General features: G+C 66.2%; 24 protein-coding genes. 17 read left to right on the top strand and 7 right to left on the bottom strand.

All coding sequences use genetic code 11. The annotated features are described in order from the left end of the window. The first annotated feature begins 28 nt into the window (after window positions 1-28). From AC3WS6_RS16870 to AC3WS6_RS16855, 4 genes are read left to right on the top strand one after another with little or no spacing between them, the layout of a single operon-like run. On the top strand, window positions 29-1,033 hold the full coding sequence (locus AC3WS6_RS16870) for a putative oxygenase MesX (protein ID WP_492502163.1): 1,005 nt from the start codon (window positions 29-31) through the stop codon (window positions 1,031-1,033). A 20-nt stretch (window positions 1,034-1,053) separates the two neighbouring features. Further along, entirely contained in the window at window positions 1,054-2,091 is a 1,038-nt protein-coding gene (locus AC3WS6_RS16865; protein ID WP_492502162.1) for a methionine synthase, read from the top strand. 45 nt (window positions 2,092-2,136) lie between these two features. Beyond that, window positions 2,137-3,789: a sodium-dependent transporter gene (locus AC3WS6_RS16860; protein WP_492502161.1), complete on the top strand. Its 1,653-nt coding sequence runs from the start codon at window positions 2,137-2,139 to the stop codon at window positions 3,787-3,789. Next, on the top strand, window positions 3,786-3,920 hold the full coding sequence (locus AC3WS6_RS16855) for a methionine/alanine import family NSS transporter small subunit (protein WP_492502159.1): 135 nt from the start codon (window positions 3,786-3,788) through the stop codon (window positions 3,918-3,920). The genes AC3WS6_RS16860 and AC3WS6_RS16855 overlap by 4 nt, the downstream gene beginning before the upstream one ends. A 103-nt stretch (window positions 3,921-4,023) precedes the next feature. On the opposite strand, the gene AC3WS6_RS16850 is transcribed toward AC3WS6_RS16855, so the two are convergent. After that, window positions 4,024-4,686, bottom strand: coding sequence for an arsenate reductase/protein-tyrosine-phosphatase family protein (locus AC3WS6_RS16850; protein ID WP_492502158.1), 663 nt, complete (start codon window positions 4,684-4,686; stop codon window positions 4,024-4,026). 116 nt (window positions 4,687-4,802) lie between these two features. On the opposite strand from AC3WS6_RS16850, the gene AC3WS6_RS16845 reads away from it, so the two are divergent. The 6 genes from AC3WS6_RS16845 to AC3WS6_RS16820 all read left to right on the top strand — a co-directional run bounded on the left by AC3WS6_RS16845 (window position 4,803) and on the right by AC3WS6_RS16820 (window position 10,485). Beyond that, the gene (locus AC3WS6_RS16845) at window positions 4,803-5,063 is read left to right on the top strand and encodes a DUF6458 family protein (protein ID WP_201471102.1); all 261 of its coding nucleotides are present in this window, start codon (window positions 4,803-4,805) and stop codon (window positions 5,061-5,063) included. 6 nt (window positions 5,064-5,069) lie between these two features. Continuing rightward, window positions 5,070-5,753 (top strand): phosphatase PAP2 family protein, encoded by a 684-nt coding sequence (locus tag AC3WS6_RS16840; protein WP_492502157.1) that lies wholly within the window; start codon window positions 5,070-5,072, stop codon window positions 5,751-5,753. Next, the gene (locus tag AC3WS6_RS16835) at window positions 5,750-6,565 is read left to right on the top strand and encodes a DUF1206 domain-containing protein (RefSeq protein ID WP_492502156.1); all 816 of its coding nucleotides are present in this window, start codon (window positions 5,750-5,752) and stop codon (window positions 6,563-6,565) included. Before AC3WS6_RS16840 ends, AC3WS6_RS16835 begins: the two co-directional genes overlap by 4 nt. 538 nt (window positions 6,566-7,103) lie before the next feature. Then, a complete protein-coding gene (locus tag AC3WS6_RS16830) occupies window positions 7,104-8,783 on the top strand; it encodes a YcaO-like family protein (RefSeq protein ID WP_492502155.1) in 1,680 nt (559 codons plus the stop codon). Between the two features lie 12 nt (window positions 8,784-8,795). Continuing rightward, complete coding sequence (locus tag AC3WS6_RS16825; protein ID WP_492502154.1) at window positions 8,796-9,935, top strand: MFS transporter; 1,140 nt, start codon at window positions 8,796-8,798, stop codon at window positions 9,933-9,935. Window positions 9,936-10,074: 139 nt separating this feature from the next. Then, complete coding sequence (locus AC3WS6_RS16820) at window positions 10,075-10,485, top strand: DUF2087 domain-containing protein (protein WP_492502153.1); 411 nt, start codon at window positions 10,075-10,077, stop codon at window positions 10,483-10,485. 115 nt (window positions 10,486-10,600) lie between these two features. On the opposite strand, the gene AC3WS6_RS16815 is transcribed toward AC3WS6_RS16820, so the two are convergent. From AC3WS6_RS16815 to AC3WS6_RS16800, 4 genes are all read right to left on the bottom strand, one after another. Beyond that, complete coding sequence (locus AC3WS6_RS16815) at window positions 10,601-11,215, bottom strand: hypothetical protein (protein ID WP_492502152.1); 615 nt, start codon at window positions 11,213-11,215, stop codon at window positions 10,601-10,603. 61 nt (window positions 11,216-11,276) lie between these two features. Further along, window positions 11,277-11,906 carry a hypothetical protein gene (locus AC3WS6_RS16810; protein ID WP_492502151.1) on the bottom strand — a complete coding sequence of 210 codons (630 nt, stop codon included), beginning with the start codon at window positions 11,904-11,906 and terminating at the stop codon, window positions 11,277-11,279. Next, window positions 11,903-12,145 carry a hypothetical protein gene (locus AC3WS6_RS16805; protein WP_492502150.1) on the bottom strand — a complete coding sequence of 81 codons (243 nt, stop codon included), beginning with the start codon at window positions 12,143-12,145 and terminating at the stop codon, window positions 11,903-11,905. Before AC3WS6_RS16805 ends, AC3WS6_RS16810 begins: the two co-directional genes overlap by 4 nt. 339 nt (window positions 12,146-12,484) lie before the next feature. Then, on the bottom strand, window positions 12,485-13,510 hold the full coding sequence (locus AC3WS6_RS16800) for a LacI family DNA-binding transcriptional regulator (protein WP_492502149.1): 1,026 nt from the start codon (window positions 13,508-13,510) through the stop codon (window positions 12,485-12,487). A 245-nt stretch (window positions 13,511-13,755) separates the two neighbouring features. Here AC3WS6_RS16800 and AC3WS6_RS16795 point away from each other — a divergent pair, with 245 nt between their 5' ends. From AC3WS6_RS16795 to AC3WS6_RS16775, 5 genes are all read left to right on the top strand, one after another. Beyond that, window positions 13,756-15,138 carry an ABC transporter substrate-binding protein gene (locus AC3WS6_RS16795; RefSeq protein WP_492502148.1) on the top strand — a complete coding sequence of 461 codons (1,383 nt, stop codon included), beginning with the start codon at window positions 13,756-13,758 and terminating at the stop codon, window positions 15,136-15,138. Continuing rightward, on the top strand, window positions 15,138-16,076 hold the full coding sequence (locus AC3WS6_RS16790; RefSeq protein ID WP_492502147.1) for a carbohydrate ABC transporter permease: 939 nt from the start codon (window positions 15,138-15,140) through the stop codon (window positions 16,074-16,076). The genes AC3WS6_RS16795 and AC3WS6_RS16790 overlap by 1 nt, the downstream gene beginning before the upstream one ends. Before the next feature lie 7 nt (window positions 16,077-16,083). Further along, window positions 16,084-16,977 (top strand): carbohydrate ABC transporter permease, encoded by an 894-nt coding sequence (locus tag AC3WS6_RS16785; RefSeq protein WP_492502146.1) that lies wholly within the window; start codon window positions 16,084-16,086, stop codon window positions 16,975-16,977. Window positions 16,978-17,050: 73 nt separating this feature from the next. Continuing rightward, window positions 17,051-18,610, top strand: coding sequence for a glycoside hydrolase family 32 protein (locus tag AC3WS6_RS16780; RefSeq protein WP_492502145.1), 1,560 nt, complete (start codon window positions 17,051-17,053; stop codon window positions 18,608-18,610). 5 nt (window positions 18,611-18,615) lie between these two features. Continuing rightward, window positions 18,616-19,548, top strand: a complete 933-nt coding sequence (locus tag AC3WS6_RS16775) for a carbohydrate kinase family protein (protein WP_492502144.1) — start codon at window positions 18,616-18,618, stop codon at window positions 19,546-19,548. On the opposite strand, the gene AC3WS6_RS16770 is transcribed toward AC3WS6_RS16775, so the two are convergent. Both AC3WS6_RS16770 and AC3WS6_RS16765 read right to left on the bottom strand, forming a co-directional pair. Further along, window positions 19,541-20,692 carry a calcium:cation antiporter gene (locus AC3WS6_RS16770; RefSeq protein ID WP_492502143.1) on the bottom strand — a complete coding sequence of 384 codons (1,152 nt, stop codon included), beginning with the start codon at window positions 20,690-20,692 and terminating at the stop codon, window positions 19,541-19,543. The two genes, AC3WS6_RS16775 and AC3WS6_RS16770, sit on opposite strands and share 8 nt — an antisense overlap. A 166-nt stretch (window positions 20,693-20,858) precedes the next feature. Beyond that, window positions 20,859-22,259, bottom strand: a complete 1,401-nt coding sequence (locus tag AC3WS6_RS16765; protein ID WP_492502142.1) for a threonine/serine exporter family protein — start codon at window positions 22,257-22,259, stop codon at window positions 20,859-20,861. Window positions 22,260-22,332: 73 nt separating this feature from the next. Between AC3WS6_RS16765 and AC3WS6_RS16760 the strand changes: the two genes are divergently transcribed. Continuing rightward, window positions 22,333-22,944, top strand: a complete 612-nt coding sequence (locus tag AC3WS6_RS16760) for a sugar O-acetyltransferase (RefSeq protein WP_492502141.1) — start codon at window positions 22,333-22,335, stop codon at window positions 22,942-22,944. Next, window positions 22,934-23,515, top strand: coding sequence for a TetR/AcrR family transcriptional regulator (locus tag AC3WS6_RS16755; protein WP_492502140.1), 582 nt, complete (start codon window positions 22,934-22,936; stop codon window positions 23,513-23,515). Before AC3WS6_RS16760 ends, AC3WS6_RS16755 begins: the two co-directional genes overlap by 11 nt. The last annotated feature ends 33 nt before the right edge of the window (window positions 23,516-23,548 follow it).

Here is a 23,548-nt window from a genome sequence, read left to right as displayed (position 1 = left end):
GGCCGATCAGACCCCCGATTGGCCGCTCATGGCATCCGAGTTCACCTTCCGCATCACGACGACCCGCTTCGACGAGGACTACTCCCCGTCGGATGACTCGCGCATCACGACGAACTTCGCGAACCTGGCGCGTGGTGAGCACCGTCAGCAGAACCTGCGCAACGCCCTGACGATGATCGATCGGCGATTCAACGATCTGGCGCACTGGGACAACGCCGAGCGCGACCGCTACACGCTGGAGCTCGAGATCGTGTCGGTCGCGATGCAGTTCGCAGACGAGGGCGAGGACCGGGAGTTCCCTCTGCTCGAGGTGCTCGACATCGGCATCCTCGATCGGCTCACCGGCACGCGCACGCAGGGGATCGTCGGAAACAACTTCTCGTCGTACATCCGCGACTACGACTTCAGCGTGCTGCTGCCGGCGGCCGCCGAGGCCGCGGGTGGATTCGCCGTTCCCGACGACTTCGGGGCGCTGCACGGCAAGCTCTTCCGGCACTTCCTCGACTCCGACGCCTATCGCGAGCGTTTCGAGATCTCGCCGGTGATCTGCATCAGCGTCTCGACCAGCAAGACCTACCGTCGCACCGAGAACCACCACCCGGTGCTGGGCGTCGAGTACGAGCAGAAGGATCCCTCGCTGACCGACGACTACTTCGGCAGGATGGGCCTCTCGGTGCGGTACTTCATGCCGCGCGGCAGCGTCGCGCCGCTGGCGTTCTACTTCCGCGGCGACCTGCTGGGCGACTACACGAACCTGCAGCTGATCGGCACGATCAGCACCATGGAGACGTTCCAGAAGATCTACCGGCCCGAGATCTACAACGCCAACTCGGCCGCTGCGAGCATCTACCGCCCCACGCTGGATCAGCAGGACTACTCGGTGACGAAGATCGCCTACGACCGCGACGAGCGCAGTCGGCTCGCGAGCGAGCAGGGCAAGTACGCGGATGCGCACCTCATGCGCCCCCACGGGGATGTGCTCGCCCAGTGGGCGGCCTCCTACTCCGCTGCAGACCTGGCCCCTGTCGGATGACGAACGGAACCCACCCGATCATGAGCGCACTCCTTCCCACCTCGATCGTGGGCAGCCTTCCCAAGCCGTCGTGGCTGGCCGAGCCCGAGACGCTCTGGTCTCCCTGGAAGCTGCAGGGCGACCAGCTGGTCGAGGGTCGGCGGGATGCGTTGCGCATCGCCGTCGACGAGCAGCGTCTCGCGGGCATCGACGTCATCAGCGACGGCGAGCAGACGCGCCAGCACTTCGTCACGACGTTCATCGAACACCTCTCGGGTGTCGATTTCGACCAGCGCGAGACGGTGCGCATCCGCGACCGCTATGACGCCAGCGTGCCGACGGTGGTCGGCGCCGTGGGTCGCGAGAAGCCGGTGTTCGTCGAGGATGCGAAGTTCCTGCGTGAGCTGACCGATCAGCCGATCAAGTGGGCGCTGCCCGGTCCGATGACCATGATCGACACGCTCTCCGACCGCCACTACGGCAGTCGCGAGAAGCTGGCGTGGGAGTTCGCGACGATCCTCAACCAGGAGGCGAGGGAGCTCGAAGCGGCCGGAGTCGACATCATCCAGTTCGACGAGCCCGCGTTCAACGTCTTCTTCGACGACGTGCAGGACTGGGGCGTCGAGGTGCTCGAGCGGGCGGCCGAGGGGCTTAACGCCCAGACCGTCGTGCACATCTGTTACGGCTACGGGATCAAGGCGAACACCGACTGGAAGGCGACGCTCGGGGCGGAGTGGCGCCAGTACGAGAAGTCGTTCCCGCTGCTGCAGCGCTCGAGCATCGACATCGTCTCACTCGAGAGCCACCACTCCCACGTGCCGCTCGAGCTCATCGAGCTGATCCGCGGCAAGAAGGTCATGCTCGGGGCCATCGATGTGGCGAGTCACGAGATCGAGACTCCCGAAGAGGTCGCCGACACGCTGCGCGACGCGCTCCGCTTCGTCGATGCCGAGAACCTCATCCCCAGCACGAACTGTGGCCTGGCGCCGCTTCCCCGCGATGTCGCGCGGGGCAAGCTGCGTGCGCTCGGCGCGGGCGCCGCGCTTCTCCGTGAAGAGCTCGGGGGTGCGCTCGGCTGACCCGACCGCGAGGGCGCAGAACCGGCACTCCGGTATTCTCGGCGGATGGCCATCGCACAGACTCACACCCCCAAACGCGAGGCATTCGGATCGCGGAACGTGTTCATCATGTCCGCGATCGGGTCGGCCGTGGGGCTCGGCAACATCTGGCGCTTCCCGTACGTGGCGTATGAGGGCGGTGGCGGCGCGTTCCTCATCCCGTACCTCTGCGCGCTGCTGACGGCCGGCATCCCGCTGCTGTTCTTCGACTACGCGATCGGGCACCGCTTCCGCGGCTCTGCACCGCTCGCGTTCCGGCGCATGCATCGCCGGGCGGAACCGCTCGGATGGTGGCAGGTGCTGATCTGCGTGGTCATCGCGGTGTACTACGCGGTGATCATCGCCTGGGCCGCGATGTACACGTGGTTCTCGGCGCAGCTCACCTGGGGGCCGGGCAACGAGAACGACTTCTTCTTCATCGACTTCCTCCGCTCGGCCGACGTCGCCGAGGTGGGTGTCTCGACCGAGTTCGTGCCGCAGGTCGGCATCCCGCTCGTCGTCGTCTGGCTGGTGGTGATCGCCATCATGGCCCTCGGCGTGAAGCGCGGCATCGGCAGGGCGAACATGATCCTGATGCCGCTGCTCACGGTCATGTTCGCGATCCTCGTGGTGCAGTCCCTCTTCCTTCCCGGAGCGATGGACGGGCTCAACGCGTTCTTCACCCCGAACTGGGAGGCGCTCGGAGACCCCGCGGTGTGGGCTTCGGCGTACGGCCACATCTTCTTCTCGCTGTCGGTCGCCTTCGGCATCATGGTCACGTACTCGTCGTACCTGAAGCGCAAGACCGACCTCACCGGCTCGGGCCTCGTCGTGGCCTTCGCGAACTCGGGCTTCGAGATCCTCGCCGGGATCGGCGTCTTCGCCGCGCTCGGCTTCATGGCACAGGCGCAGGGCACCGAGGTGGCCGGCGTCGCCTCGTCGGGCATCGGACTCGCGTTCATCGCGTTCCCGACGATCGTGTCGCAGGCCGCCGGAGGCTCGATCATCGGGGTGCTGTTCTTCGGGGCGCTCGTGTTCGCGGGAGTCACCTCGCTGATCTCGATCCTCGAGGTGATCGTGGCCGCGCTGCAGGACAAGCTGGGCTGGGCGCGCATCCGCACCACGCTGACGGTCGCGATCCCGCTCGCGATCATCTCGATGGCGCTGTTCTCGACGACCACTGCGCTGTCGGTGCTCGACACGGCCGATGCGTTCGTCAACGCGTTCGGCATCATGGCGGTCGCGCTCGTCGCGGTCGTGGTGGTCGCCTGGGTGCTGCACAAGCTGCCGGTGCTGGTCGAGCACCTCGATCGTCGCTCGAGCTTCCGCGTCGGACGCATCTGGATGCTGCTCGTCGGTGCGCTCGCGCCGCTGGTGCTCGGGTACCTGCTCGTCACCGAGCTCGTCGCCAAGATCTCCGAGCCGTACAGCGGATACCCGAGCTGGTTCATCGGCGTGTTCGGCTGGGGCATGGTGATCGCCCTCGTGGTGATCGCGCTGCTGCTGTCGGCGCTGCCCTGGGGCGGACGCTCGCACGCCAAGGACGATCCGGAGTACGACGAGTTCCTCGTCGACGAGCAGTACGAGCCGGATCCCGAGACGTCGTCGATCCCCCTGTTGCGCGACGGTGGTGCCGCGACGCCGGGATCCGCCACGGCTGAGAAGGGAGCAGGCGCATGACTCCGACAGCGATCGTCATGATGATCGTCGCGATGGTCGCGGTGTGGGGTGGCCTCGTCGCCGCGGTGGTCAACCTCGCGCGGCACCCCGAGGTCGCGGACTCCGAGCCGGATCCGCCCGTCGAACTCTGAGGTTGCGCGGGGGCGCCGCTGCGCCGTGAGGCCGCGACGTCTCTGTGCCGCAGGTCTTCAGGCTGCGACGTCTCTGTGCCGCAGGTCTCTGTGCCGCAGGTCTCTAGGCTGCGATGAGCCGTGACGAGAGTGCGCGGATCCGCAGGTGCAGGGCGTCGAATGCGTCGTCGAAGGCCGCGGGGGTGCCGATCCGTGCGGGATCCCGCACCGACCAGTGCAGGTCGTCGCGGGTGTGCAGGCGCTCATGCGCATCGTCGCAGACCGTGATCACCAGGTCGCCGTCTGCGCGCACGTCGTCGATGTGGCGGGGTGGACGGCTCGGATCGATCGCGAGACCGTGACGGGCGGCCGACGCTGTGGCCTGGGGGTTCACGAGCGCTGCGGGTCGGGTGCCGGCCGACGCGACCTCGATCGGGCTCACGTCGCGCCAGATCGTCTCGGCGAGCTGGGATCGGGCGGAGTTCGCCGTGCACACGAAGAGCACGCGTCGAGGCGGTTCGACGCTCGGCGGCGCGAGGGTGTCGAAGACCTCGGGGCGCAAGCCGATGTAGCTGCGCCGACGGTCGAACTCAGAGCGTGTGCGGGTGATGATGTGCGCGGATTCGAGGACGCCGAGATGATGGGCGATGAGATTCGATCGCAGATCGAGCGTGGTTCCGATCTCGGACGACGACAGGTCGCCGAGCGTGAGCAGATCGACGATGCGCAGGCGCGTCTGGTCGGCGAGGGCGGCGAAGATGGCCACACGGCGTTCGAGCTCAGTCATCGCTTCCATCCATACCATGTGCGCCGAGCCGTGTCCATGACTATTGACTCAGTGCCCGTTGACCATATTCTGGGGGGCGCGAGACCGCAGAGGCGGTCTCGGGGAGGAATGAACACATGGGAATCGGAACCGGAATCGCGCTCGTCGTCATCGGAGCGATCCTCGTCTTCGCGCTCAACATCGACACCGGCGGCTACGTCGATCTCGACCTGATCGGCTACATCCTCATGATCGCCGGAGCGGTGGTCTTCCTCATCAGCCTGGTGCTCGTGATGCGCAGCCGCCGTACCGAGACGGTCGACCGCACCGCTGTCGACCCTGCCACCGGCGAGCGTGTCACGCGCCGCAGCATGCGCAACAACGATCCCCTCGCCTGACCCGTCGTGACAGCTGTCGCACGCGGCACCACGGCCCTGGTCTGGGGTGCCGCGGCGACGCTCGCCTTCGTCGCCCTGCGTGCCGTGGTGGCGATCGGCGGGCACGAGCCCCTCGCGATCGACCACTGGTGGAACGACCTCATGGGCGATCTGACCAGTGACGTCTGGCTGGTCGTCGCCTGGGTGCCCGCCGTCGTCGGCGGCACGATCGGCATGATCGTCGTCGGAGCGCTGCTCATCGTGTGGTTGCTCTGGCGTGGGCGGCGGTGGGATGCCGCGACGCTGGCGATCGCCATGGTGGCCGTCGTCGCGATCGGCGCCAGCATGGCCGCCGTGATCGGACGCACGCGGCCCGAGGACTCGCTCGCCGAGAGCGTGGCGACATCGTTTCCCTCGGGCCACACCGCCGTCGCGACCACCGTCGTGATGGTCTTGGCACTCGTCTTCCGGCGCTGGTACGTGTGGACGCTGGGGGCGGTGTGGGTGCTCACGATGATGTGGAGCCGGACGTATCTGCATGCTCACTGGCTGAGCGACGTGGTCGCGGGCATGCTCGAGGGCATCGCCGTCGCCACGGTCGTCTGGGCGTGCATGGCCCTGTGGCGCGCACGTCGCGCGGCGCGCGCGCAGACCTCGTCGTCTGATGAAGAATCTTCCACTCAGCAACCCATCGAAAGAAGCGCGACATGATGAACACCCGTGCGTCGGCATCGTCGACGGCCCGAGCCGCCCAGGACTCGAAGACGTTCCGCATCCTGGCCCGCGTCGGCTATGTCGTTCTCGGCATCCTGCACATCCTCATCGGCGGCATCGCGATCTCGATCGCGACCGGCGGGGGAGGGGAGAGCGCTGATCAGGGCGGTGCCCTGCAGCAGATCCAGCAGACGCCCGCAGGCATCTTCCTGCTGTGGCTGATCGTGCTCGGGCTGCTGGCTCTCGCGATCTGGCAGATCGCCGAAGCCGTCGTCGAACGCGACCCCGACGCCAAGAAGAAGTGGGCCCATCGCATCAAGTTCGCAGGCACCGCCGCCGCCTACCTCGCGATCGGCGCGACCGCGCTGGTGTACGCGTTGGGAGGCCAGTCGCAGTCTTCGCAGTCGTCTCAGTCGTTCAGCGCCCAGCTGCTGTCGGCTCCTGCCGGCGTCGTTCTGCTCGTGCTCGTGGGGCTCGTCGTCGCGGCGATCGGCATCGCATTCATCGTGCGAGGAGCCACCAAGGCGTTCATGAAGCAGCTCACGCCGCCCAGCGGCACGGCTCGGCGCGGCATCGTGGCGTTCGGTATCGCGGGGTACATCGCCAAGGGCATCGCGATCGGTGTGGCGGGAGTGCTTTTCGTGATCGCAGCGCTCACGCACGACCCCGAGACGGCAGGCGGCTTGGATTCTGCACTGCGCGCGCTCGCCGGACTGCCGTTCGGAGTTGTGATCCTGTGGGTCGTGGGCGCCGGGCTCGTGCTCTACGGCCTGTTCTGCATCGCGCGCGCCCGCTACGCCCGGATGTGAGGGTCGCCGCCGACCTCGGTCGATCGCGTCGCGAGTGGTGTGATCGATTCTCGTGGACCGTTGCTGGTCACTCGCCGCGATGCTCGACGCAGCGTGATGATCGTCATCGCCGCGTGAGCAGAACTGGGCGACGAACAAGCAGAACCAGAGCGTTTCGGCGGTAGGCGACACCAAAGCGGCGTGCGATCAAGAGCGCGAGACACGTCAGGAACTGGCAGTTAGCCCAGATCAGGATGATATTCCGGGATGTAGCGCGTGGCAGAGGAGCGTTTTGCTGGGTAGTGCCCGGAGTGCCTGGTACATCTATGGGTGGACCCGTGGTCGCGGGTCCTGCCCACCCGGCTCTCGAACTGAGAGACGCCGCTTAGAACAAGGAGATCGAAATGATCAAGTCCCGCATCCTGAGCTCAAAGCCGAACCGTGTGTTCGCTGGACGTCAGTCGAAGCAGAGCTACGGTCCGAAGTAACTGAGCGACGCGAGGGGTGGGCGCCTGAGTGCCCGCCCCTTGCCATGTCCAGAGACGAATTGGAGTTGAGAATGAACCAGGAACTGTTCGACGCATACGAAGCGATCTGCTCTGAACTTGGGTTGGCACCTACACTGGAATCTCGGTTCCATGACACCCGTGCCGACGATCTGGTCGGCGCCGAAATGCTGCGAGCTGGAACCACGGACCACACCTGGGTGCTAGTTCGCGACGACAGCCGGGACGGATGCGCGAGGTGCTTGATGCCGGTCGCTCCATTTATCGACCACTTCTACAGCGGCGATGCGGATCCCGTATTCTCTGACACGACCGCCACACATCTACTCGTCAGCTTCCACGTCATCCATGATTTGTCGATAGCTGTGACGAATGCCTACGGCGCTCAGAACTGGTCCTGCGCTGTTGCTGCTTCCGACTGTCCAGACTGCGCGGGCGCGCGCGTCAGCATTACGCCACCGGCGCTTCGGTGCATAGCACCGGACTCTGCGGATGGGAGCGCGAGTTCGACAGACACCGGTGGCGAGCGCTCGATGAGCCCCAAATCGTTCGTTAGTCGCAACCGCTGGGCCTTCGGTTTCGCTTCAGTGGTGGGCAATCCCGTACTGGTACCCGAAGCCAACTCGGTGTCTCTTGTGAACGCCCCCATCCGCACGAGCGTGGACACTCTTCAATGCGAGATTGCGGGAGGTAAAGGAATTAGCCTCGACCAAGCACTCGCGAGCTGCTTAGGGGAAGCTCTCGAGCGCTACGCCCTAGCGACTGCCGGCCGACGCGACGTTGTCACCGGTACTTCAGGAGAGGTTGCTGGCGCGATCGATGTCGCGGCGACGTTCGGATTCCCCGTTCTCGATGAGCACCCTTCGATCACCCCGCTGGAAGACGACATCGTTCTCGAGTGGATGGAGGCCGTCGACATCACCACCGGAGCTTCAGTTCGCATCCCCGCGAACTTTGCGCTGTGTCCCTACATGAGCAGCACTTATGCGGAGATTGTCGCAGGTAGCACTAACGGGGCAGCGGCTGGAGCTACCAGCGAAGACGCAAGATTGCAAGGCCTTCGCGAGATCGTCGAGCGAGATGCCTTCTGGTATTACGCGAGGACCGGCGCCGACCCAATCTGTGTTGATTCCACGTCGCTCGATCCATACATCGTCGAATCCATGGGCGACTACGACGGAACATTCTCTGTCGCGCTGCTTCCAAATCCGTTTGGGGCGCCTGTCGCAAATGTAACTTTCGTCGCACGCTCAGGCTTTCAGACCAAGTCTGCGCGCGGTTCGGGCCACGCCTCGACCGTCGATGCTTCCGTCCGGCGTGCTTTCGCGGAGTGCGTTCAGATGCTGTACTCACTGGATTCGGGGATCGAGGTTGAAACAGCTCAGACCGACATGCGCAGCCTCTGGTTCAGCGGCCAAGCCGCTCAAGACATGCCCAACCTCTTCGGCGCCCCAACGACGACACGGCTGCAGAGCCTCGAACATGCCCGAGAATCTTTTACAGCGGACCAGACCGTAGAAGCACTCATCGAGTCCGCGTCACATCAAGGTCTGTCCGTGTTCGAGATCCCGCTCGTCAGAGAAGGCGGGTTCGCCGTCACGAAGGTAGTCATGAGTGGTGCAAGCGTCACCGACGCGACCTACTTCGCGTCATCTGAACGATTCGCCGACTTCGCGTCAATAATGGCGCACCCCAAACCCGAGATCCAGTACCACGGCTCGCTGTTCATGTAGAAAGGATTCCTCATGAAGCGCGCATACGCTTTCATTATGCTGAGCGCGGCGGGCGTGGCCTGCTTCGCCTCCGTGGACGTGGTCTACTTTCAGGCATTTGGATATTCCCTGGCCTTCATCGGGGTCATGACCGCTGCATTCAACATCGCAGTTACAGTCGCGGAATTACCTTTCGCGATCCTCTTTGACCGGTACTCGAACAAACTAGCGTTGCAGTTTGGCAACCTGCTTAGAATCGTTGCCTTCGCGTTGTTTTTCGTCAACCTGAACGAGCCAACTCTCCTGTTAGCACAGGTTGTAGCAGGAATCGCAGTCGCTGCGATGAGCGGCACTTCCAACGCTCTAGTCGTCAACCAAATCCAAGCCATCAACGCGAACAAGATCGCAGCGGCGTTCGGCCGTATCTCTTATCTCGCTGCCTCAGCAGGCATCCTCGGCGGAGTCATCGGCATCGCAATCTTCACTGTTTGGCCCCAGGGGATCTGGGTTGCGGCCATCACCTTCTTCATCGTTGCAGGAATCGTGATCGCTACATTCCAAGACACAACAGCCGACGTCGAGAAGATCCCGCTTCGTTCCTTCCTCATGCAGGCACTCAGAACCGCACGTGCCCCGCATGCGTGGTTGCTCGTCGTTACGAACGCAGCCGCCGTAGCGCCCTTCTTGCTGTGGCAGATCAAGTTCAACCAAGTGTCACTGCTGTTCCTCGCGTTCGGCTACTTAGGCATGAACGCGGCGAACATCTTCGGCCCCCTACTGCTCAGGGTATTCAAGGTGCGGGTCGCACACGTCGCGATGGTCGCGGCGCTCAACGTCGCCGCGGCGGTCGTGTTCGCCGCTGCGGACGGGGTCGTGTTCATTTGGGTCTCGTTCGTTCTGCACGTTGCGCTTCACGGTGCCTTACAAATCCTCGTGTCAGGATTGTTCCATGAGGGCATCCCCAACAATGTCCGGGCAACCGCAGGCTCGGTGATCTCGATGGCAGACTCGCTGATCGTCGCGGTCGTTGCTCCGATCGTGGCGATCGTCGGGCAGTCGTTCGGTATCGGATGGGGTGTCACGATTTCGTCGCTGCTCTACCTGGCGGTTGTTCTTGGCGGACTGCGACGAAACATCCGTCGCGAGTTCGCAGTCGTGGAAGGATCTAACTGACGTGAGTGAGCCGAATCAATGGAGGCCACTGATCGCGATTCTCGCGAATCCGGAGACGCGCCGCGTCGCTGCCGAGATGATGTTGGGCGGCACACTCGAGGCCTCGACGGCGGACCTGTCGCCGTCGAGGCGACGGCGTGTGACCGATGCCGTGATCCACAGCGGACTGGTCGATCCCGGCACTCAGGCCTTCGCGCCCGAGGTGTTTCGGGCGATTCTCGACGCAGCACCGGTTCCCAGGCGCGAGGGGATCGATCGGTTCCTCGAAGGAAAGAGGATCCGCCAGTATCCTGCCAACGTCGAGGAACGCGGCAAGCTCCTTGCATGGGTGGCACGTGACGCCTTTTCGGCGAATGAGGTACTCACCGAACGAGAGGTGAATCGCAGACTTCTCATGTACTCGGAGGACGTTGCCGTTCTTCGCCGGTACCTCGTGGACTACGAGTTCGTCGAGCGCTACGCCGACGGCACCGGGTACTCGCTGGCTTCCAGCGAATCGACCGGGGCCGGCGAGGCTGTGGACGCGCCCGGAAGGACGCGATCGACGTGACGCGCTCGGGCGGCGCGGTCTGCGGCTCCCGACGCCGCCCAGACCTGGGCGCAGAAGATACGCCGCGACTGGCAACAGCAGCCGACCCCTGAACACAGCGCCCTTGTCAAGCTTTCTACACTCCGTCAAGCTGCGCTAAGGGTGGACTCGATGTCTTCGACGCATCGCTGCTCGTTCGGCGTAATTCTCGCCCCAGAGCGAGAAATGTCGTGCAGCTGAAACAGAGCCGAACGACGAAAAGGCAGAACCAGAGCGCCTCCGGAGTCGGCAAAACGAACCGACACACGACGAGCAGGGCCGGGGCGAGCAGCAGATACGTCAGGATCAGACCGAACAGTCCGGACATCGCTCCACATGACACTTTGAGGTACGCGAACAACGACCCCGAGAACGGCTCGAGCAGTAGTTGGACCGCGATGAGAATAGTGAGCGCAACGCTCCCCAAGGCGCTGATCCCGAAGGCTGCCGCTCCGATCAGACCCGAGGCGATGGGCACGACGAACACAGCTGTGGCGCCGAAAGAAGCAAGCACAAACTTCCACCCGTGGCCAGGATCGCGAAGGTTCATGCGCCCAGCGGTGAGGCCGACCATCTTCAATGGAAGAATGACTGTGCGACAGAAGGCGACGCCAGCAGCCGCCTGAGCACCCACTTCGATGGAGATGCTCGCAGCAATGAGTTGCGCAATCATGAACAGCACCATGAACACTGCGCCGTCGAGAGAATTCACGACGCGATCCCAGATGGCGCGCGGCGAAGCGTCCGGAGCGACGAGTAGCCTCACGCGTATCTCAGTACGAGACAATCGGCGACGCTGCTGCGCCAGCATTGTCGCCGCCACGATCGATACCACTGCCGATTGAAGGGCGATCGCAAGGACCGGATCGGCGACGAGAACCACTGCCATGAGTCCGGCCAGTAACCCCCCCGAGCGTTCGCAACACCGTGATGGTGAGGTTCTCTCTTTCTCGGTCTAGATGTTGGAAGGTTGCGGTGAGCACACTCGTCTGCGGTGAAATTGCGTAACTGGGGATCTGAATGGCAAACGCGGCCCAGATGCCGGTTTGTGCACGGGAATTATCCGGAAGGGCGAGCCAGAACGCGAGAGTCGTGATCAAGCTCACGGTGAGCACAATGACAGACACCGCTGACGCGATGCGCAGGTTCCTCGTCACGGCCGCCGTCACCAGATGGGGATCATCCTGGACACGCGCCAGCTCGCGCAGTGTACCGATCCCCACACCGACATTTATGAGCGTGCCGAGGCCGCCGATGGTTGCCATGGCTCCGATCACAGTAACGAAATCGTTGCGGCCGAGCGCAAGGCCCAGGGAGACCACAGCTAGTGAGGCGGCTAGTGGGATGAGCTGCGCCAACATCATCGGGAAGGCGTGCTTGACGACATGCCACGTGGTGCTCATTCGGTGTCCGTTTTTGATAGAAGTCGCTGAGCAAGTTCAGCCATGGTGGCTCCCAAGCGCTCCTGGACTTGACCGGTTGCTATCGCGATCGACAACGTTTCGGGATCACTCAACGCCTCAACAATTGCAACGGAAGTCAGATCCCAAAGTCGTTGATCCTGCGACAAATGGACCTTCATCCCGGATGGCACGATCACCCCACCAAGCCTGATCGCAGCCAGGCTGGCCAATTTTGACATAGTGCAAGTCACCGCAGTGTCCCTACGAAGCCAAAGCGACACGAATTCTCGGAAATTTCCCCGGTAAGGCATGAGATATGCCGCGTCGAATCTATGGCGGGGTTTGTGCGGTGTCAACGACGCTGGCGAGGATCTTCTGCGAGATATTGGAATGCGATCGCTTCAGTGGATCGCCGGAGTGACGGGCGGCCGAGTGGTGTTCGATTTCGCCAGTATCGAGGTCGGGTGACAGCACCCCAGATCATCGAGCGACAACGGGTACTCTTCGACAGCCTCAGAGACCCACACTCTCCGACACGCTCAGGACGCCGGCCCGAAGTCGAAGCACCGGCACCGCCCTCACCGCACGTCGCGAATCGACTCCCGCACGACCACGGGCATCGGGATCAGCGTCGCCCCGAGGGGTCTCTCGCCGAGCAGCATCTCGACGGCAGCGCGCCCCATGACGTCGTAGGGCAGCCGGGCTGTGGTCAGGCCGGGCCGCTGGAAGCTCGCGAGCTCCTCATCGTCGAAGGACGCGACCGAGATGTCGTCGGGCACCCGAAGCCCCCGTTCGGCGATCGCCTGATACGCGCCGAAGGCCACGCCGTCGTTGCCCGCGAGGATCGCGGTGATCTCGGGGTGCTCGTCCAGCATCCGCAGCGTCTGCTCGTAGCCGATGCTCGGATTCCACTCGCGCACGTCGACCATGATCGGGTCGACCCCCGCCTCGGCGAATGCGGCGGCGATGCCCTCGAAGCGCAGGCCGATCGTCACGGAGTGCCGCGGCGAAGCCATGGCCCACGGGTTGTTGCCGATGACTCCGATGCGGCGGTGCCCTGCGTCGAGGAGGAGCTGCGCCATCGCGGCGCCCGCCGCCCGCTCGTCGGGAAGGACCGACGGATGCTCCGACGGGCTGGTGCCGTTGACGATCACGATCGGCACATCATGCGGCGTCTCGGGAACGTCGATCATGCGGGCACCCAGCAGGCCGATGAGGATCCCGTCGACGCGGCGATCGATCATCTCCTGGATGCTGTCGGAGATCGTGTCGTCGTCGCCCTCTGTCTCCGCGATGAGCACCGTGTGGCCGTGCTCTTTCGCCGCGGCGAGGAGGCCGCGGATCATCTCCGACGCATACCGCGTCACGGTGATCTGGTCCGAGATGAATCCGAGCGTCCTGGTCTTCCCGAGGCGCAGGCTCTGTGCCGCCGGGTTCGGTCGATAGCCGAGCTCTTCCGCGGCCGCGCGCACCCGGCGTGCAGCGTCGGCCGACAGCCGGGAACCCGGTCGGTCGTTGAGGATCATGCTGACCGCGGTCTTCGACATCCCCGAGCGCGCGGCGACGTCGGCGAGCGTGGGCCTGCGCTCGACGTTCTTCGGCATCGGCTCCTCCGTCCCGTCGCGTCGGATCCAGCTTAGGGATGACTCGGGGTCACCCCGGCATCTCGGATGTTGAATCAATTTAGCAAAACTGTTGCCGCGTCTCGGCATCCGGTGCTACTGTCCTCATGCTGAATCAATTTAGCTTCCCCGGCCGACACAGGATCCGACACGGATGACGTCGCCGAGAGCGCTGCCGACGAAGGCGACGCGACCGCGGGGGGAGTGACGGACACAGGAGAGACATCGTGGTTGATCTCACTCGCCGAGCGCTGCTCGGCGCGATCGGACTGGGCATCGTGGGCACAGTGGTCTCGTGGCCACGCCTCACCGGAGCCGACATCCCCGGACGCGGCGGAGACACGCTCACCGTCGCGCTGTTCGGAACGCAGCAGGATGCCGTGGCGCGTCAGTCCCTGGTGGAAGGGTTCCAGCGCAGGCATCCGAAGACCGAGGTGCGGATCGTCGCGATCCAGGGCCAGGACTGGAGCGAGTACTTCGCCAAGATCCTGACCATGATCGCCGCGGGCACGCCGCCCGATGTCGTGACCGTCGCGACCGAGGGATCGCAGCTCTTCGCCTCGCGACTCGCGCATCCACTCGACGACTACGTGCGGCGCGACGCGAGCGAGATGCAGGAGTACTTCGACGACGTGCACCCGTCGCTCATCGAGTCGTTCATGTACCAGGGGAGCCTCTTCCAGCTGCCCGACAACTTCAACGCCGCGAACGTGTTCTACAACACCCAGGCGCTGGAGCGTGCGGGCCTGGAACGGCCCGCCGACAACTGGACCCTCGAGGACTTCCTCGCGACCGCGCGAGCGATGCAGCAGAACGCGACGGGCCAGTTCCTCCCGTACTTCTGGAACAACCGCCTGTGGGGCGGAGCGGTGCCGTGGCTCTACGTGAACAACACCAGCTTCCTCCGCGAGGAGAAGGCGTCGGGCGGCGACTGGTTCTGGAACCGCTTCTACCCGAATGAGTCGGGGCGCAGCGGCGGCTACGTCTGGCAGCAGGCCGATGCGCTCAACGACCGGGCGGTCGAGAGCTTCTCGGTGCTGCAGAGCATGGTCTCGGAAGGGCTCGCTGCGAACCCCGCCCAGGGCGGCGGCAACGAGCTGGTCTCTCTGTTCTCGTCGGGGTCGGTCGGCATGACTCCCGCCGGCGGATTCTGGGTGCAGGGCCTCGCCGAGGCCGGCGTCGCGAACGATGCCTACGACGTGACCTACTTTCCGCGGATGTCGGGTCAACGGCACCAGTTCGGCGCCGGCGGGTACGCGATCATGCAGACCTCGTCGCGCAAGGACGAGGCGTGGGAGTGGCTCAAGTACTGCGTCTCTCTCGAAGGCATGCGCATCGCGCACCCGAAGCCGGATTCCTCGTCGCCGCGCCGCTCGCTCAACACCGAGCTCTACGGGGCCGGGATCGGGCCCGCCCACTGGGAGGTCTTCTACGACACTCTCGAGAAGTTCCCCGACACCGGCCCGATGCCGGCGCCGCCGCAGCAGGCCGCGGTCGAATCGGCCCTGATCAAGAACGTGGTCTCGACGATCACGAACGGCCCCTCGGGCGTGCGGCGCGGTCTCGAGACCATGCAGCGCGACCTCGAACTCGCACTGGGAGGACGCTGATGTCCACGAGCAGCACACAGACCGTCACGATCCCCGCGGCGGTGCGTACGCAGACCGGCACGGCCGCGCGGTCGGGGAGGTTCTTCGTCTGGATCTTCCTCGCGCCGACCCTGATCGGCCTCGGACTCTTCAATCTGCTTCCGATCGTCGGATCATTCGTGCTCGCGTTCTTCCGGTGGGACATCATCTCGGCGCCGGAGTTCGTGGGTCTCGACAACTTCGTCGATCTCGCGACCAACCCCACGGTGAGCGTGTCGTTCCTCAACACGATCGGCTTCGTGATCGTCGCGGTGTTCCTGCAGCTCGCGGTCGCACTGGCCCTGGCGATCCTCGTGCAGTCGAAGATGCCGACGTGGCTGCGCAGCTTCTTCCGATCCGCCCTGTTCTTCCCTCTCATCCTGTCGGCCGCCTCGGTGTCGCTGATCATGGCCTACCTGTTCAACCAGGAGTTCGGCCTCGTGAACCAGACGCTCAACCTGATCGGCATCGCCGACGTGGGCTGGCTGACCACGGGGCTGGGCGCCAAGGTGGTCGTGCTCCTGGTGTACCTGTGGCAGAACTTCGGCTTCACGTTCCTGCTGTTCATCGGCGGTCTGGCGGCGATCCCGGGCGAGGTCTATGAGGCTTCGTCGCTTGACGGGGCCACCGGCTGGAGCCAGTTCCGGCTCATCACGCTGCCGCTGATCAGCCCCACGATGCTCGTCGCCTCGGTGATGGCCATCATCAACGCGCTGCAGATCTTCGACCAGCCGTGGGTGCTGACCCGCGGCGGCCCCGGAGACGAGACGCGGACGGCGGTCATGGTGATCTACGAATCCGCCTTCCGCCAGCTCGACTTCGGCGGAGCATCCGCGATCGGCATCGTGCTCACGCTGCTGATCATGCTCGTCACCGCCATCCAATTCCGGCTGAGCCGCCGATTCGTCTTCTACGGGTGAGGCAATCATGATCACGAAAACGACCACCGCTCCGGCTGCTCGCTCACAGGCCGCGCCGCCTTCCGCCGCTCCGCAGACACAGCCGTCGAGGCGGTCGTGGATGTACGGCCTCGGCACCGGCGCCAAGTACTTCATCCTGGCGCTCGCCGCCTTCCTGACCCTCGGGCCGGTGGTGTGGACGCTGTTCACAGCCCTCACCCCGACCGACAGCGTGACGCAGCAGGTAAGCCCGGGCTTCGGAGCCTTCGTCGACGTGTTCGCCCGCATCCCGGTGTGGCTGTATGCCTGGAACAGCGCCCTCGTGGTGCTGCTGGTGGCGGCCGGGCAGATGCTCTCGGCGGCGATGGCGGGCTACGTGTTCGCGAAGTTCGAGTTCCGCAGCAAGAAGATCCTCTTCGCGCTGGTGCTGGCGACCATGATGGTGCCCCTGCAGGTCACGATCGTCCCCGTGTTCATGCTGGTGCGCGGAATGGGCCTCGCCGACACGCTGCTCGCGCTGATCGTGCCGGCGCTCCCCACCGCATTCGGCACGTTCCTGATGCGGCAGTACTTCCTGGGCATCCCGTCCGAGCTCGGCGAGGCGGCGCAGCTCGACGGCGCCGGTCCCTGGCGCACGTTCTTCCGCGTGTATCTCCCGCTCGCCACTCCCGCGCTCGCGATCGTCGGCATCCTGGCGTTCAACTACCACTGGAACGAGTTCTTCCGGCCCCTCATCATGACGATCAGCGAGCAGAACTTCACGCTGCCGCTGGGCCTCGTGACGCTGCAGGGCAACCTCGGCACCGGCAGCATCTCGACCGTGCTGGCCGGCGTGATCCTCTCGATGATCCCCGCGCTGCTGGTCTTCTTCTTCGGCCAGAAACCGTTGCGCGAGGGGCTCACGGCGGGCGTCGGCAAATAGCCGAGAGCCGCCACACGCCGTACCGCGTCTCTCGTCGACCTTCCCCACCGCCCCACAGAAAGACCCCGCACCGGTGACCACCACTGACATGCACCCCGCCCGTACCACGCACCCTCGCCTGCACTTCGCTCCGCGGCGCAACTGGATGAACGATCCGAACGGCCTCGTCTTCCATGACGGCCTCTACCACCTCTACTTCCAGTACAACCCGCTCGGATCCGGGCACGGGAACATCAGCTGGGGTCACGCGACCAGTCCCGACCTGACGCGGTGGACCGAGCACGCACCCGCGATCCTCTGGGACGACGACGCGCAGATCTTCTCGGGATCGGTCGTGGTCGACCACGGCAACACGTCGGGCCTGGGCACCGAGGGGGCTCCGGCCCTCGTGGCGCTCTACACCGCCGCGGCACCGGACCGCCAGGCACAGTCCCTCGCGTTCAGCGTCGACGGCGGATACACCTGGACGAAATACGCCGGGAATCCGGTGCTCGACCGCGGCACGAGCGACTTCCGCGACCCCAAGGTGTTCCGCTACGACGACGGTCGCGAGGCCTACTGGGTGATGGTGGCTGTCGAGGCGCAGGACAGGCAGGTGCTGTTCCATCGATCCGACGACCTCACGAACTGGGAGTTCCTGTCGTCCTACGGGCCGGCCGGTCCTGTCGGAGGCGTCTGGGAGTGCCCCGACATGTTCCCGCTCGCCGTCGACGGAGACGACGACGATGTGCGCTGGGTGCTGCTGATCAGCATGAACCCGGGGGGCATCGCCGGCGGATCGGGAACGCACTACGTGGTGGGGGAGTTCGACGGCGTCTCGTTCACGCCGGACGAGCCGCACGCGGCGCCTGACGCCGACGGCGGTTGGTCAGTGCCCCCGCGCGCGGAGCTGGAGCAGTACGGCTGGATCGACTTCGGCCCCGACTGCTACGCGGGGGTCACCTTCGACGGGCTCGCCAGAGGCGAGCGCACGCTGATCGCGTGGATGGACAACTGGGAGTACGCGCGGGAGATGCCTGCTGACCGCTCGAGTCCGCAGCGCAGCGGCATGACGCTGCCCCGCCGTCTCTCGTTGACCCGCCGGCCCGACGGCGCCGTGCGTCTGCGACAGCAGCCCGCCGCGACGTTCGACGGTCACGAGGAATCGGTGCGGTTCGGGCGGCTCGATGCGCCCGCCGCGGTCGACGCACGCGATGCGGGTGCGGTCCGCCTGCGCGTGCAGGCATCCGTGGGCGACGCCCGCGGACTCGAGCTCCGCCTCGACGCCGAAGACGCCGCGGGAGCCGCAGGCGGAGCGGGAGTCGGTGCCGCCGAGCACGACCGAGCCGTCGTGGTGATCCGCTACGACCGGGCGCGCGGACGCGTCGAGCTCGACCGCTCGGCCCGAGCGACCGACCTGCCCGCCGCCTTCTCGGAGGTCCCGTCGATGCCGGCCGCTCCGGCGGATCGCATCGAGTGGCAGGTCTGGATCGACTCGCTCAATGCAGAGGTCTCGTCCGTCGAGGTGTTCGCAGACGACGGTGATCGCGTGATGACCGCTCTCATACCGGCATGGCCGGGTGGCTCCATCGTGCTGAGCCCCCTCGACGGCGTCGTGACCGACGCGACGCTCGACGTCGTGAGCACACAGTGACGGGCATGCGGATGCTGGTCGTGGGCGAGTCCCTCGTCGACATCGTCGGCGGGCACGCGCATCCCGGCGGGTCTCCCCTCAACGTCGCGGTGGGACTCTCTCGCCTCGGACTCGCGACCACGCTGCTCGCGAGGATCGGCGACGACGAGCACGGACGGATGCTCGAAGAGCACCTGGCGGGAGAGGGTGTGCGGCTCGGCACGGGCACGGTCGTCGCCGGCGCGCGCACGTCACGCGCGGTCGCGACGGTCGACGCCGAGGGAGTGGCGACGTACGACTTCGACCTGGAATGGCGGCTCCCCGACTCGCTGCCCGACTCGCTCGGCGACGAGACGGGCCCCGAGCTCGATGTCGATCTCGTGCACGTGGGGTCGTTGGGTGCGGTGCTCGAGCCCGGGGCCGAGGTGGTCAGACGGCTCGTGCGCACGGCCCCCGCGGCGGTGCTCCGCACCTACGACCCGAACGTCCGAGCGCAGCTGATGGGTCCACGCGACGCCGCGGTCGCACGAGTGGAGGAGATCATGCGCGCCTCGCATGTCGTGAAGCTGAGCGACGCCGACGCCGCATACCTGTATCCCCAGCTGGATGTCGCGGCCGTGCTGCACCGCATCATCGCGCTCGGGCCGCGCCTCGCCGTGGTCACACGCGGGGCCGAGGGGTGCCTCGCCGCCCTGGCGCACGATCCCGAACTTGTGATCGGGCAAGCAATCGCCGTCGACGTCGTCGACACGATCGGCGCGGGCGACGCCTTCATGTCGGGGCTGCTGTTCGGCCTCGTGAGCACGGGCGCTGCGACCGCGCTCGCCGCGGAGACGGTTCGGCCGGGCGAGCTCTTGCGCGACTGCATCCGGAGGTCGATCGACCTGGCGCTCGCGAGCGCGGCCGTCACTGTTTCGCGTGCCGGGGCGTCGCCGCCCTACCCGCACGACCTCAGCTGAACAGGATCAGCACGTACGCCGCGAAGGTCACCAGGTGAGCCGCACCGTGCATCGCCGTCACCCGTTTGGCGCTGAACGTCGTGACCGACAGCAGCAGTGTCACGGCGAGCATCAGCAGGTTCGCGGGGGATTCGGCGAGGATCACGGTCTGGCCGGTGAGCATGCCGATGATCAGCACGGCGGGGATCGTGAGTCCCACGGTCGAGACCAGGGCCCCGTGGCAGAGGTTGTTCACGCGCTGCGCCTCGCCACCCAGGGCCGCACGCACCGAGGTGATCGACTCGGGCAGGAACACGATCATCGCGATCAGCACGCCGGCGAGGGCGGGCGGAGCGCCGAGGCGCCCGAGTCCGTCGTCGAGCAGGGCGGCCATGTCGTGCGAGAGCAGCACGATCGGCACGACGGTGACCACGAGCAGCGCGAGTCGGACGATGATCTCGCGGCGGTTCTCGCGGAGCACGGCGACGATGCCGCCCGTCGATCCGCTCGTCTCGTGTGCGTCGGCGCGCGCCCGCAGGCGGGGGTCGACCTCGGTGAAGTCGGAGGCCTGAGACCCCATCTGCCGGTAGAGGAAGAACGCGTACAGGCCGAGGGTCAGGATGATGATCGGGACCGCCTGTGCAGGCGTGTACGAACCCGCCTCGCCGATCAGAGCGGGCAGCGCGAAGGCCAGCGCACTCAGCACGACGAGCATCGAGAGGTACGCCGAGGTGCCCGTGCGGTTGTGGGCCATGCCGCCGCGGCGCAGGCCGCCCAGCAACAGGCAGAGGCCGATCACCAGGTTGAGGATGATCATCGCGACGGCCATGACCGAGTCGCGGGCGATGGTCGCGTGCTCGCCGGGCCCGAGCATGACCGCCGAGATCAGGATGACCTCGATCAGCACGATCGACAGGGTCAGCACGAGCGAGCCGTAGGGGTCGCCGAGCTTGTGGGCCAGCGCCTCGGCCTGCTTCACGACCCCGAAGGCGCACGCGATGATCACGGCGACGATGGCGGCGAGTGCGATGATCAGCGTCGGCGCGGGGGCCGGCGCGGCGATCACCGGATGGATCAGCAGCAGGATGCCGAAGGCGCCCCAGCCGAGCACGATGCGTCCGATGTCGCCGGCGTCGATCAGGCGGGTTCGGGTGGTCTCAGACATCTGCAGCTCCTTCGAGGCGGGGCCGTCCCCGATGAGAGAGGCGCCCGGGTCGTCCCGGCCGCGGTGCTGTGTCAGCGTCCTGCCTCGATGGTACGCGAGCGGCGTTCCCCGCACCTGGTCAGAGGCAGATCAACTCCTGATCGCGGGCTGTGCACCCGCGTCGCCCTCAGCGTCGCGCGCGAGCGCGGGTCTTCGTGACGCCGTTGAGGGTGGCCCGTACCGGGGTTCCGAGATACAGGCCGAGCGAGGCTCCCGATGCGAGAGCGACACCGATCACGACCGCATCCACGAGAGAACCGCCGATGCCGAGCACTCCGGTCCCGGCTCCCGCCGCGTGCACCATCTCGAGCAGGCCCTGGAAGACCGCGACTCCGGGCACGAGCGGCACGATGGCGGCGGTCGTCACGGCGACCGACGGCACGTGCAGGTTGTGGGCGATCAGCACGCCGACGAAGCTCGCGAGCAGCGCGCCGATCGCGCTGGCGGCCGCGGGGTGCAGCTGCAGCGCGACCATGCTCGAGTACCCGGCGATCGTGATCGCGCTCAGCAGCGCGCTCACCAGGATGATGCGCGTTCCCGCGCCGTTGAACACGGCGACCGCGATCGCGATGATGACGGCGCCGACGAACTGGTTGAGCAGCGGTCCGAAGGGTGCCGGGTCATCGGGCAGGTCCATCGTGAACCCGAGCACACTGCCGAGCTGCAGGCCGACCAGGATGCCGATCACGACCCCGAGCGTCTGCATGGTCAGGTCGAGGATGCGCCCGCCCGCGGTGAGGGCGAAGCCGTCGATCGCGTCCTGCGCGGCGCCGACCACCGTGAGTCCTGCCAGCATGAGCACGATTCCCGAGGCGACGATGATCGAGGGGCGGATGCCGACGAACGGCTCGATGCCCGCCGACCCGAGCGCCGACACGGCGACCGCGACGACGGTGGTCACGAGCGCCCCGGCGATCTGGCTGAAGAACAGCGGCACGCGGATCCGTGCGAGTCCCGCCTGGGTCACCGCCGCTGCGAGAGCGGCGATGAAGGTGAGGCCGACGATGATCGGCGAGGCGCCGAGCATGATGCTGACGCCGACCGCCAGCAGGGCCCGGGCCACGACGACCACCGGCTGCTGGTAGCGGAACGGCACCCGCCGGATGACGCGGAACGCCGTGCGCGCCGACTCGAGATCCAGGCCGTCGGCGATGTCGGCGACGAGCGCCTGCACGCGCTGCAGCTTGTCGTGGTCGGGGGCGGCGACGCGCACGACCCGCACGAGGGTCTCGGGCCACACCTCACCGCTGAGGTGGAAAGACACGGTGATCGAGTTGTAGGTCACGTCGACCTGCACGCCGCGCATGCCGTAGGCGTCGCACACGCGGATGATCGCGAGAGTCACCTCGTGCGCCGAGGCGCCGACGGCGAACATCGCCTCGCCGATGCGCGTCGCGAGATCGAGCACCCGAGGCACCATGCGCTCGTCGATCACGGGCATGGCCTCGGTATGAGCGACGGAGGAGGGGTCGGTGTGCACGATTCTGCGCACCGAGGCGAGCAGCCGCCGCGGAGGGTTCGGGGACATCCCTCCATTCTCCCATCGGCAGGCACCGCGACCGGATGAGTACGGACGTACGCAGAGTTGCTATCCTCGATGCATGACGCATGACGGCACGACGGACTACTTCGCAGGCGACCCGCGCACGAACCGGGAGCGGATGCTCGCGGGCGACCTGTACATCGCCGACGACCCCGAGATCGAGCGGCGATCGGCGCGGGCTGCCCGACTCGCCGATCTCTACCAGCGCCAGACGCTCGCGGGTGACCCCGCCGCACGCGGGTGGCTCGAAGACCTCATCGGCGATCTCGGCGAGGGGGTCGCGATCCGCCCGCCGCTGCACGTCGACTACGGCGACCACATCTCGATCGGCGCACGCACGTTCGTGAACTTCAACCTGACGGCGCTCGACGTCGCGGCGATCACGATCGGCGCCGACTGCCAGATCGGGCCGAACGTGCAGCTGCTCACTCCGACGCATCCGATCGATCCCACGATGCGTCGTGACAAGCTCGAGGCTGCCGAGCCGATCACGATCGGCGACAACGTCTGGCTCGGCGGTGGGGTGATCGTCTGCCCCGGCGTCACGATCGGCGAGAACAGCGTGATCGGTGCGGGATCGGTCGTCACGAAGGACATCCCCGCCGGCGTCGTCGCCGTCGGGAGTCCCGCCCGGGTCGTGCGGACCATCGGAGACGAGCATGTCGTCTGAGCCCGCGGCCGGATCCCGTAGCGGTCGCCGCAACGACCCGGAACGCCGGGAGCGCATCATCAGCGCGTGCCTCGACGTGATCGCCGAATCCGGAGTCGCGGGGGCCTCGCATCGGCGCATCGCGGCAGCCGCCGGTGTGCCGCTCGGGTCGATGACCTATCACTTCTCGGGCATCGACGAGCTGCTGCATGCGGCGTTCACGCGGTTCGCCACCATCGTGAGCTCCCGCTTCGAGGAGCGCATGGCCGCGGCATCCGATCCGGCGTCCGCCCGCGCCGCGGTCGTCGCGATCATCCTCGAGGATGTGGCGCGCGGCAGGAGCGAGCTGGTGCTCTCGCACGAGCTCTACACGCTCGCCGCCCGCGAGCCGTCGTACCGCGCACTCACGACGGCCTGGATGCAGCGCAGCCGCGCAGCCCTCGAGCGTCACTTCGACCCCGAGACGGCGAGGCTGCTCGACGCGATGATCGAAGGCGTGTCGATCCACCGCGCCCTCGACGACGAGCCCAGGGGCATCGCCGAGGTCGAGGACGCGGTGGATCGGATCGCCGGTCTTTCCAGCCGGGAGTGATCAGTGCGCTCCCGGGTGATCAGTGCGCTCCCG

Source organism: Microbacterium sp. EB106-03-03-XG65 (assembly GCF_058791955.1).
Note: the sequence above shows the minus strand (reverse complement) of the source record. Positions and strands in the feature narration are given on the sequence as shown.

What these genes read in the sequence shown, in the direction of transcription:
- AC3WS6_RS16870 (WP_492502163.1), top strand. Translation starts at nt 29, where the DNA reads ATGGCATCCGAGTTCACCTTCCGCATCACGACGACCCGCTTCGACGAG.
- AC3WS6_RS16865 (WP_492502162.1), top strand. Translation starts at nt 1,054, where the DNA reads ATGAGCGCACTCCTTCCCACCTCGATCGTGGGCAGCCTTCCCAAGCCG.
- AC3WS6_RS16860 (WP_492502161.1), top strand. Translation starts at nt 2,137, where the DNA reads ATGGCCATCGCACAGACTCACACCCCCAAACGCGAGGCATTCGGATCG.
- AC3WS6_RS16855 (WP_492502159.1), top strand. Translation starts at nt 3,786, where the DNA reads ATGACTCCGACAGCGATCGTCATGATGATCGTCGCGATGGTCGCGGTG.
- AC3WS6_RS16850 (WP_492502158.1), bottom strand. Translation starts at nt 4,686, where the DNA reads ATGACTGAGCTCGAACGCCGTGTGGCCATCTTCGCCGCCCTCGCCGAC.
- AC3WS6_RS16845 (WP_201471102.1), top strand. Translation starts at nt 4,803, where the DNA reads ATGGGAATCGGAACCGGAATCGCGCTCGTCGTCATCGGAGCGATCCTC.
- AC3WS6_RS16835 (WP_492502156.1), top strand. Translation starts at nt 5,750, where the DNA reads ATGATGAACACCCGTGCGTCGGCATCGTCGACGGCCCGAGCCGCCCAG.
- AC3WS6_RS16830 (WP_492502155.1), top strand. Translation starts at nt 7,104, where the DNA reads ATGAACCAGGAACTGTTCGACGCATACGAAGCGATCTGCTCTGAACTT.
- AC3WS6_RS16825 (WP_492502154.1), top strand. Translation starts at nt 8,796, where the DNA reads ATGAAGCGCGCATACGCTTTCATTATGCTGAGCGCGGCGGGCGTGGCC.
- AC3WS6_RS16810 (WP_492502151.1), bottom strand. Translation starts at nt 11,906, where the DNA reads ATGAGCACCACGTGGCATGTCGTCAAGCACGCCTTCCCGATGATGTTG.
- AC3WS6_RS16805 (WP_492502150.1), bottom strand. Translation starts at nt 12,145, where the DNA reads ATGTCAAAATTGGCCAGCCTGGCTGCGATCAGGCTTGGTGGGGTGATC.
- AC3WS6_RS16800 (WP_492502149.1), bottom strand. Translation starts at nt 13,510, where the DNA reads ATGCCGAAGAACGTCGAGCGCAGGCCCACGCTCGCCGACGTCGCCGCG.
- AC3WS6_RS16790 (WP_492502147.1), top strand. Translation starts at nt 15,138, where the DNA reads ATGTCCACGAGCAGCACACAGACCGTCACGATCCCCGCGGCGGTGCGT.
- AC3WS6_RS16785 (WP_492502146.1), top strand. Translation starts at nt 16,084, where the DNA reads ATGATCACGAAAACGACCACCGCTCCGGCTGCTCGCTCACAGGCCGCG.
- AC3WS6_RS16775 (WP_492502144.1), top strand. Translation starts at nt 18,616, where the DNA reads ATGCGGATGCTGGTCGTGGGCGAGTCCCTCGTCGACATCGTCGGCGGG.
- AC3WS6_RS16770 (WP_492502143.1), bottom strand. Translation starts at nt 20,692, where the DNA reads ATGTCTGAGACCACCCGAACCCGCCTGATCGACGCCGGCGACATCGGA.
- AC3WS6_RS16765 (WP_492502142.1), bottom strand. Translation starts at nt 22,259, where the DNA reads ATGTCCCCGAACCCTCCGCGGCGGCTGCTCGCCTCGGTGCGCAGAATC.
- AC3WS6_RS16760 (WP_492502141.1), top strand. Translation starts at nt 22,333, where the DNA reads ATGACGCATGACGGCACGACGGACTACTTCGCAGGCGACCCGCGCACG.
- AC3WS6_RS16755 (WP_492502140.1), top strand. Translation starts at nt 22,934, where the DNA reads ATGTCGTCTGAGCCCGCGGCCGGATCCCGTAGCGGTCGCCGCAACGAC.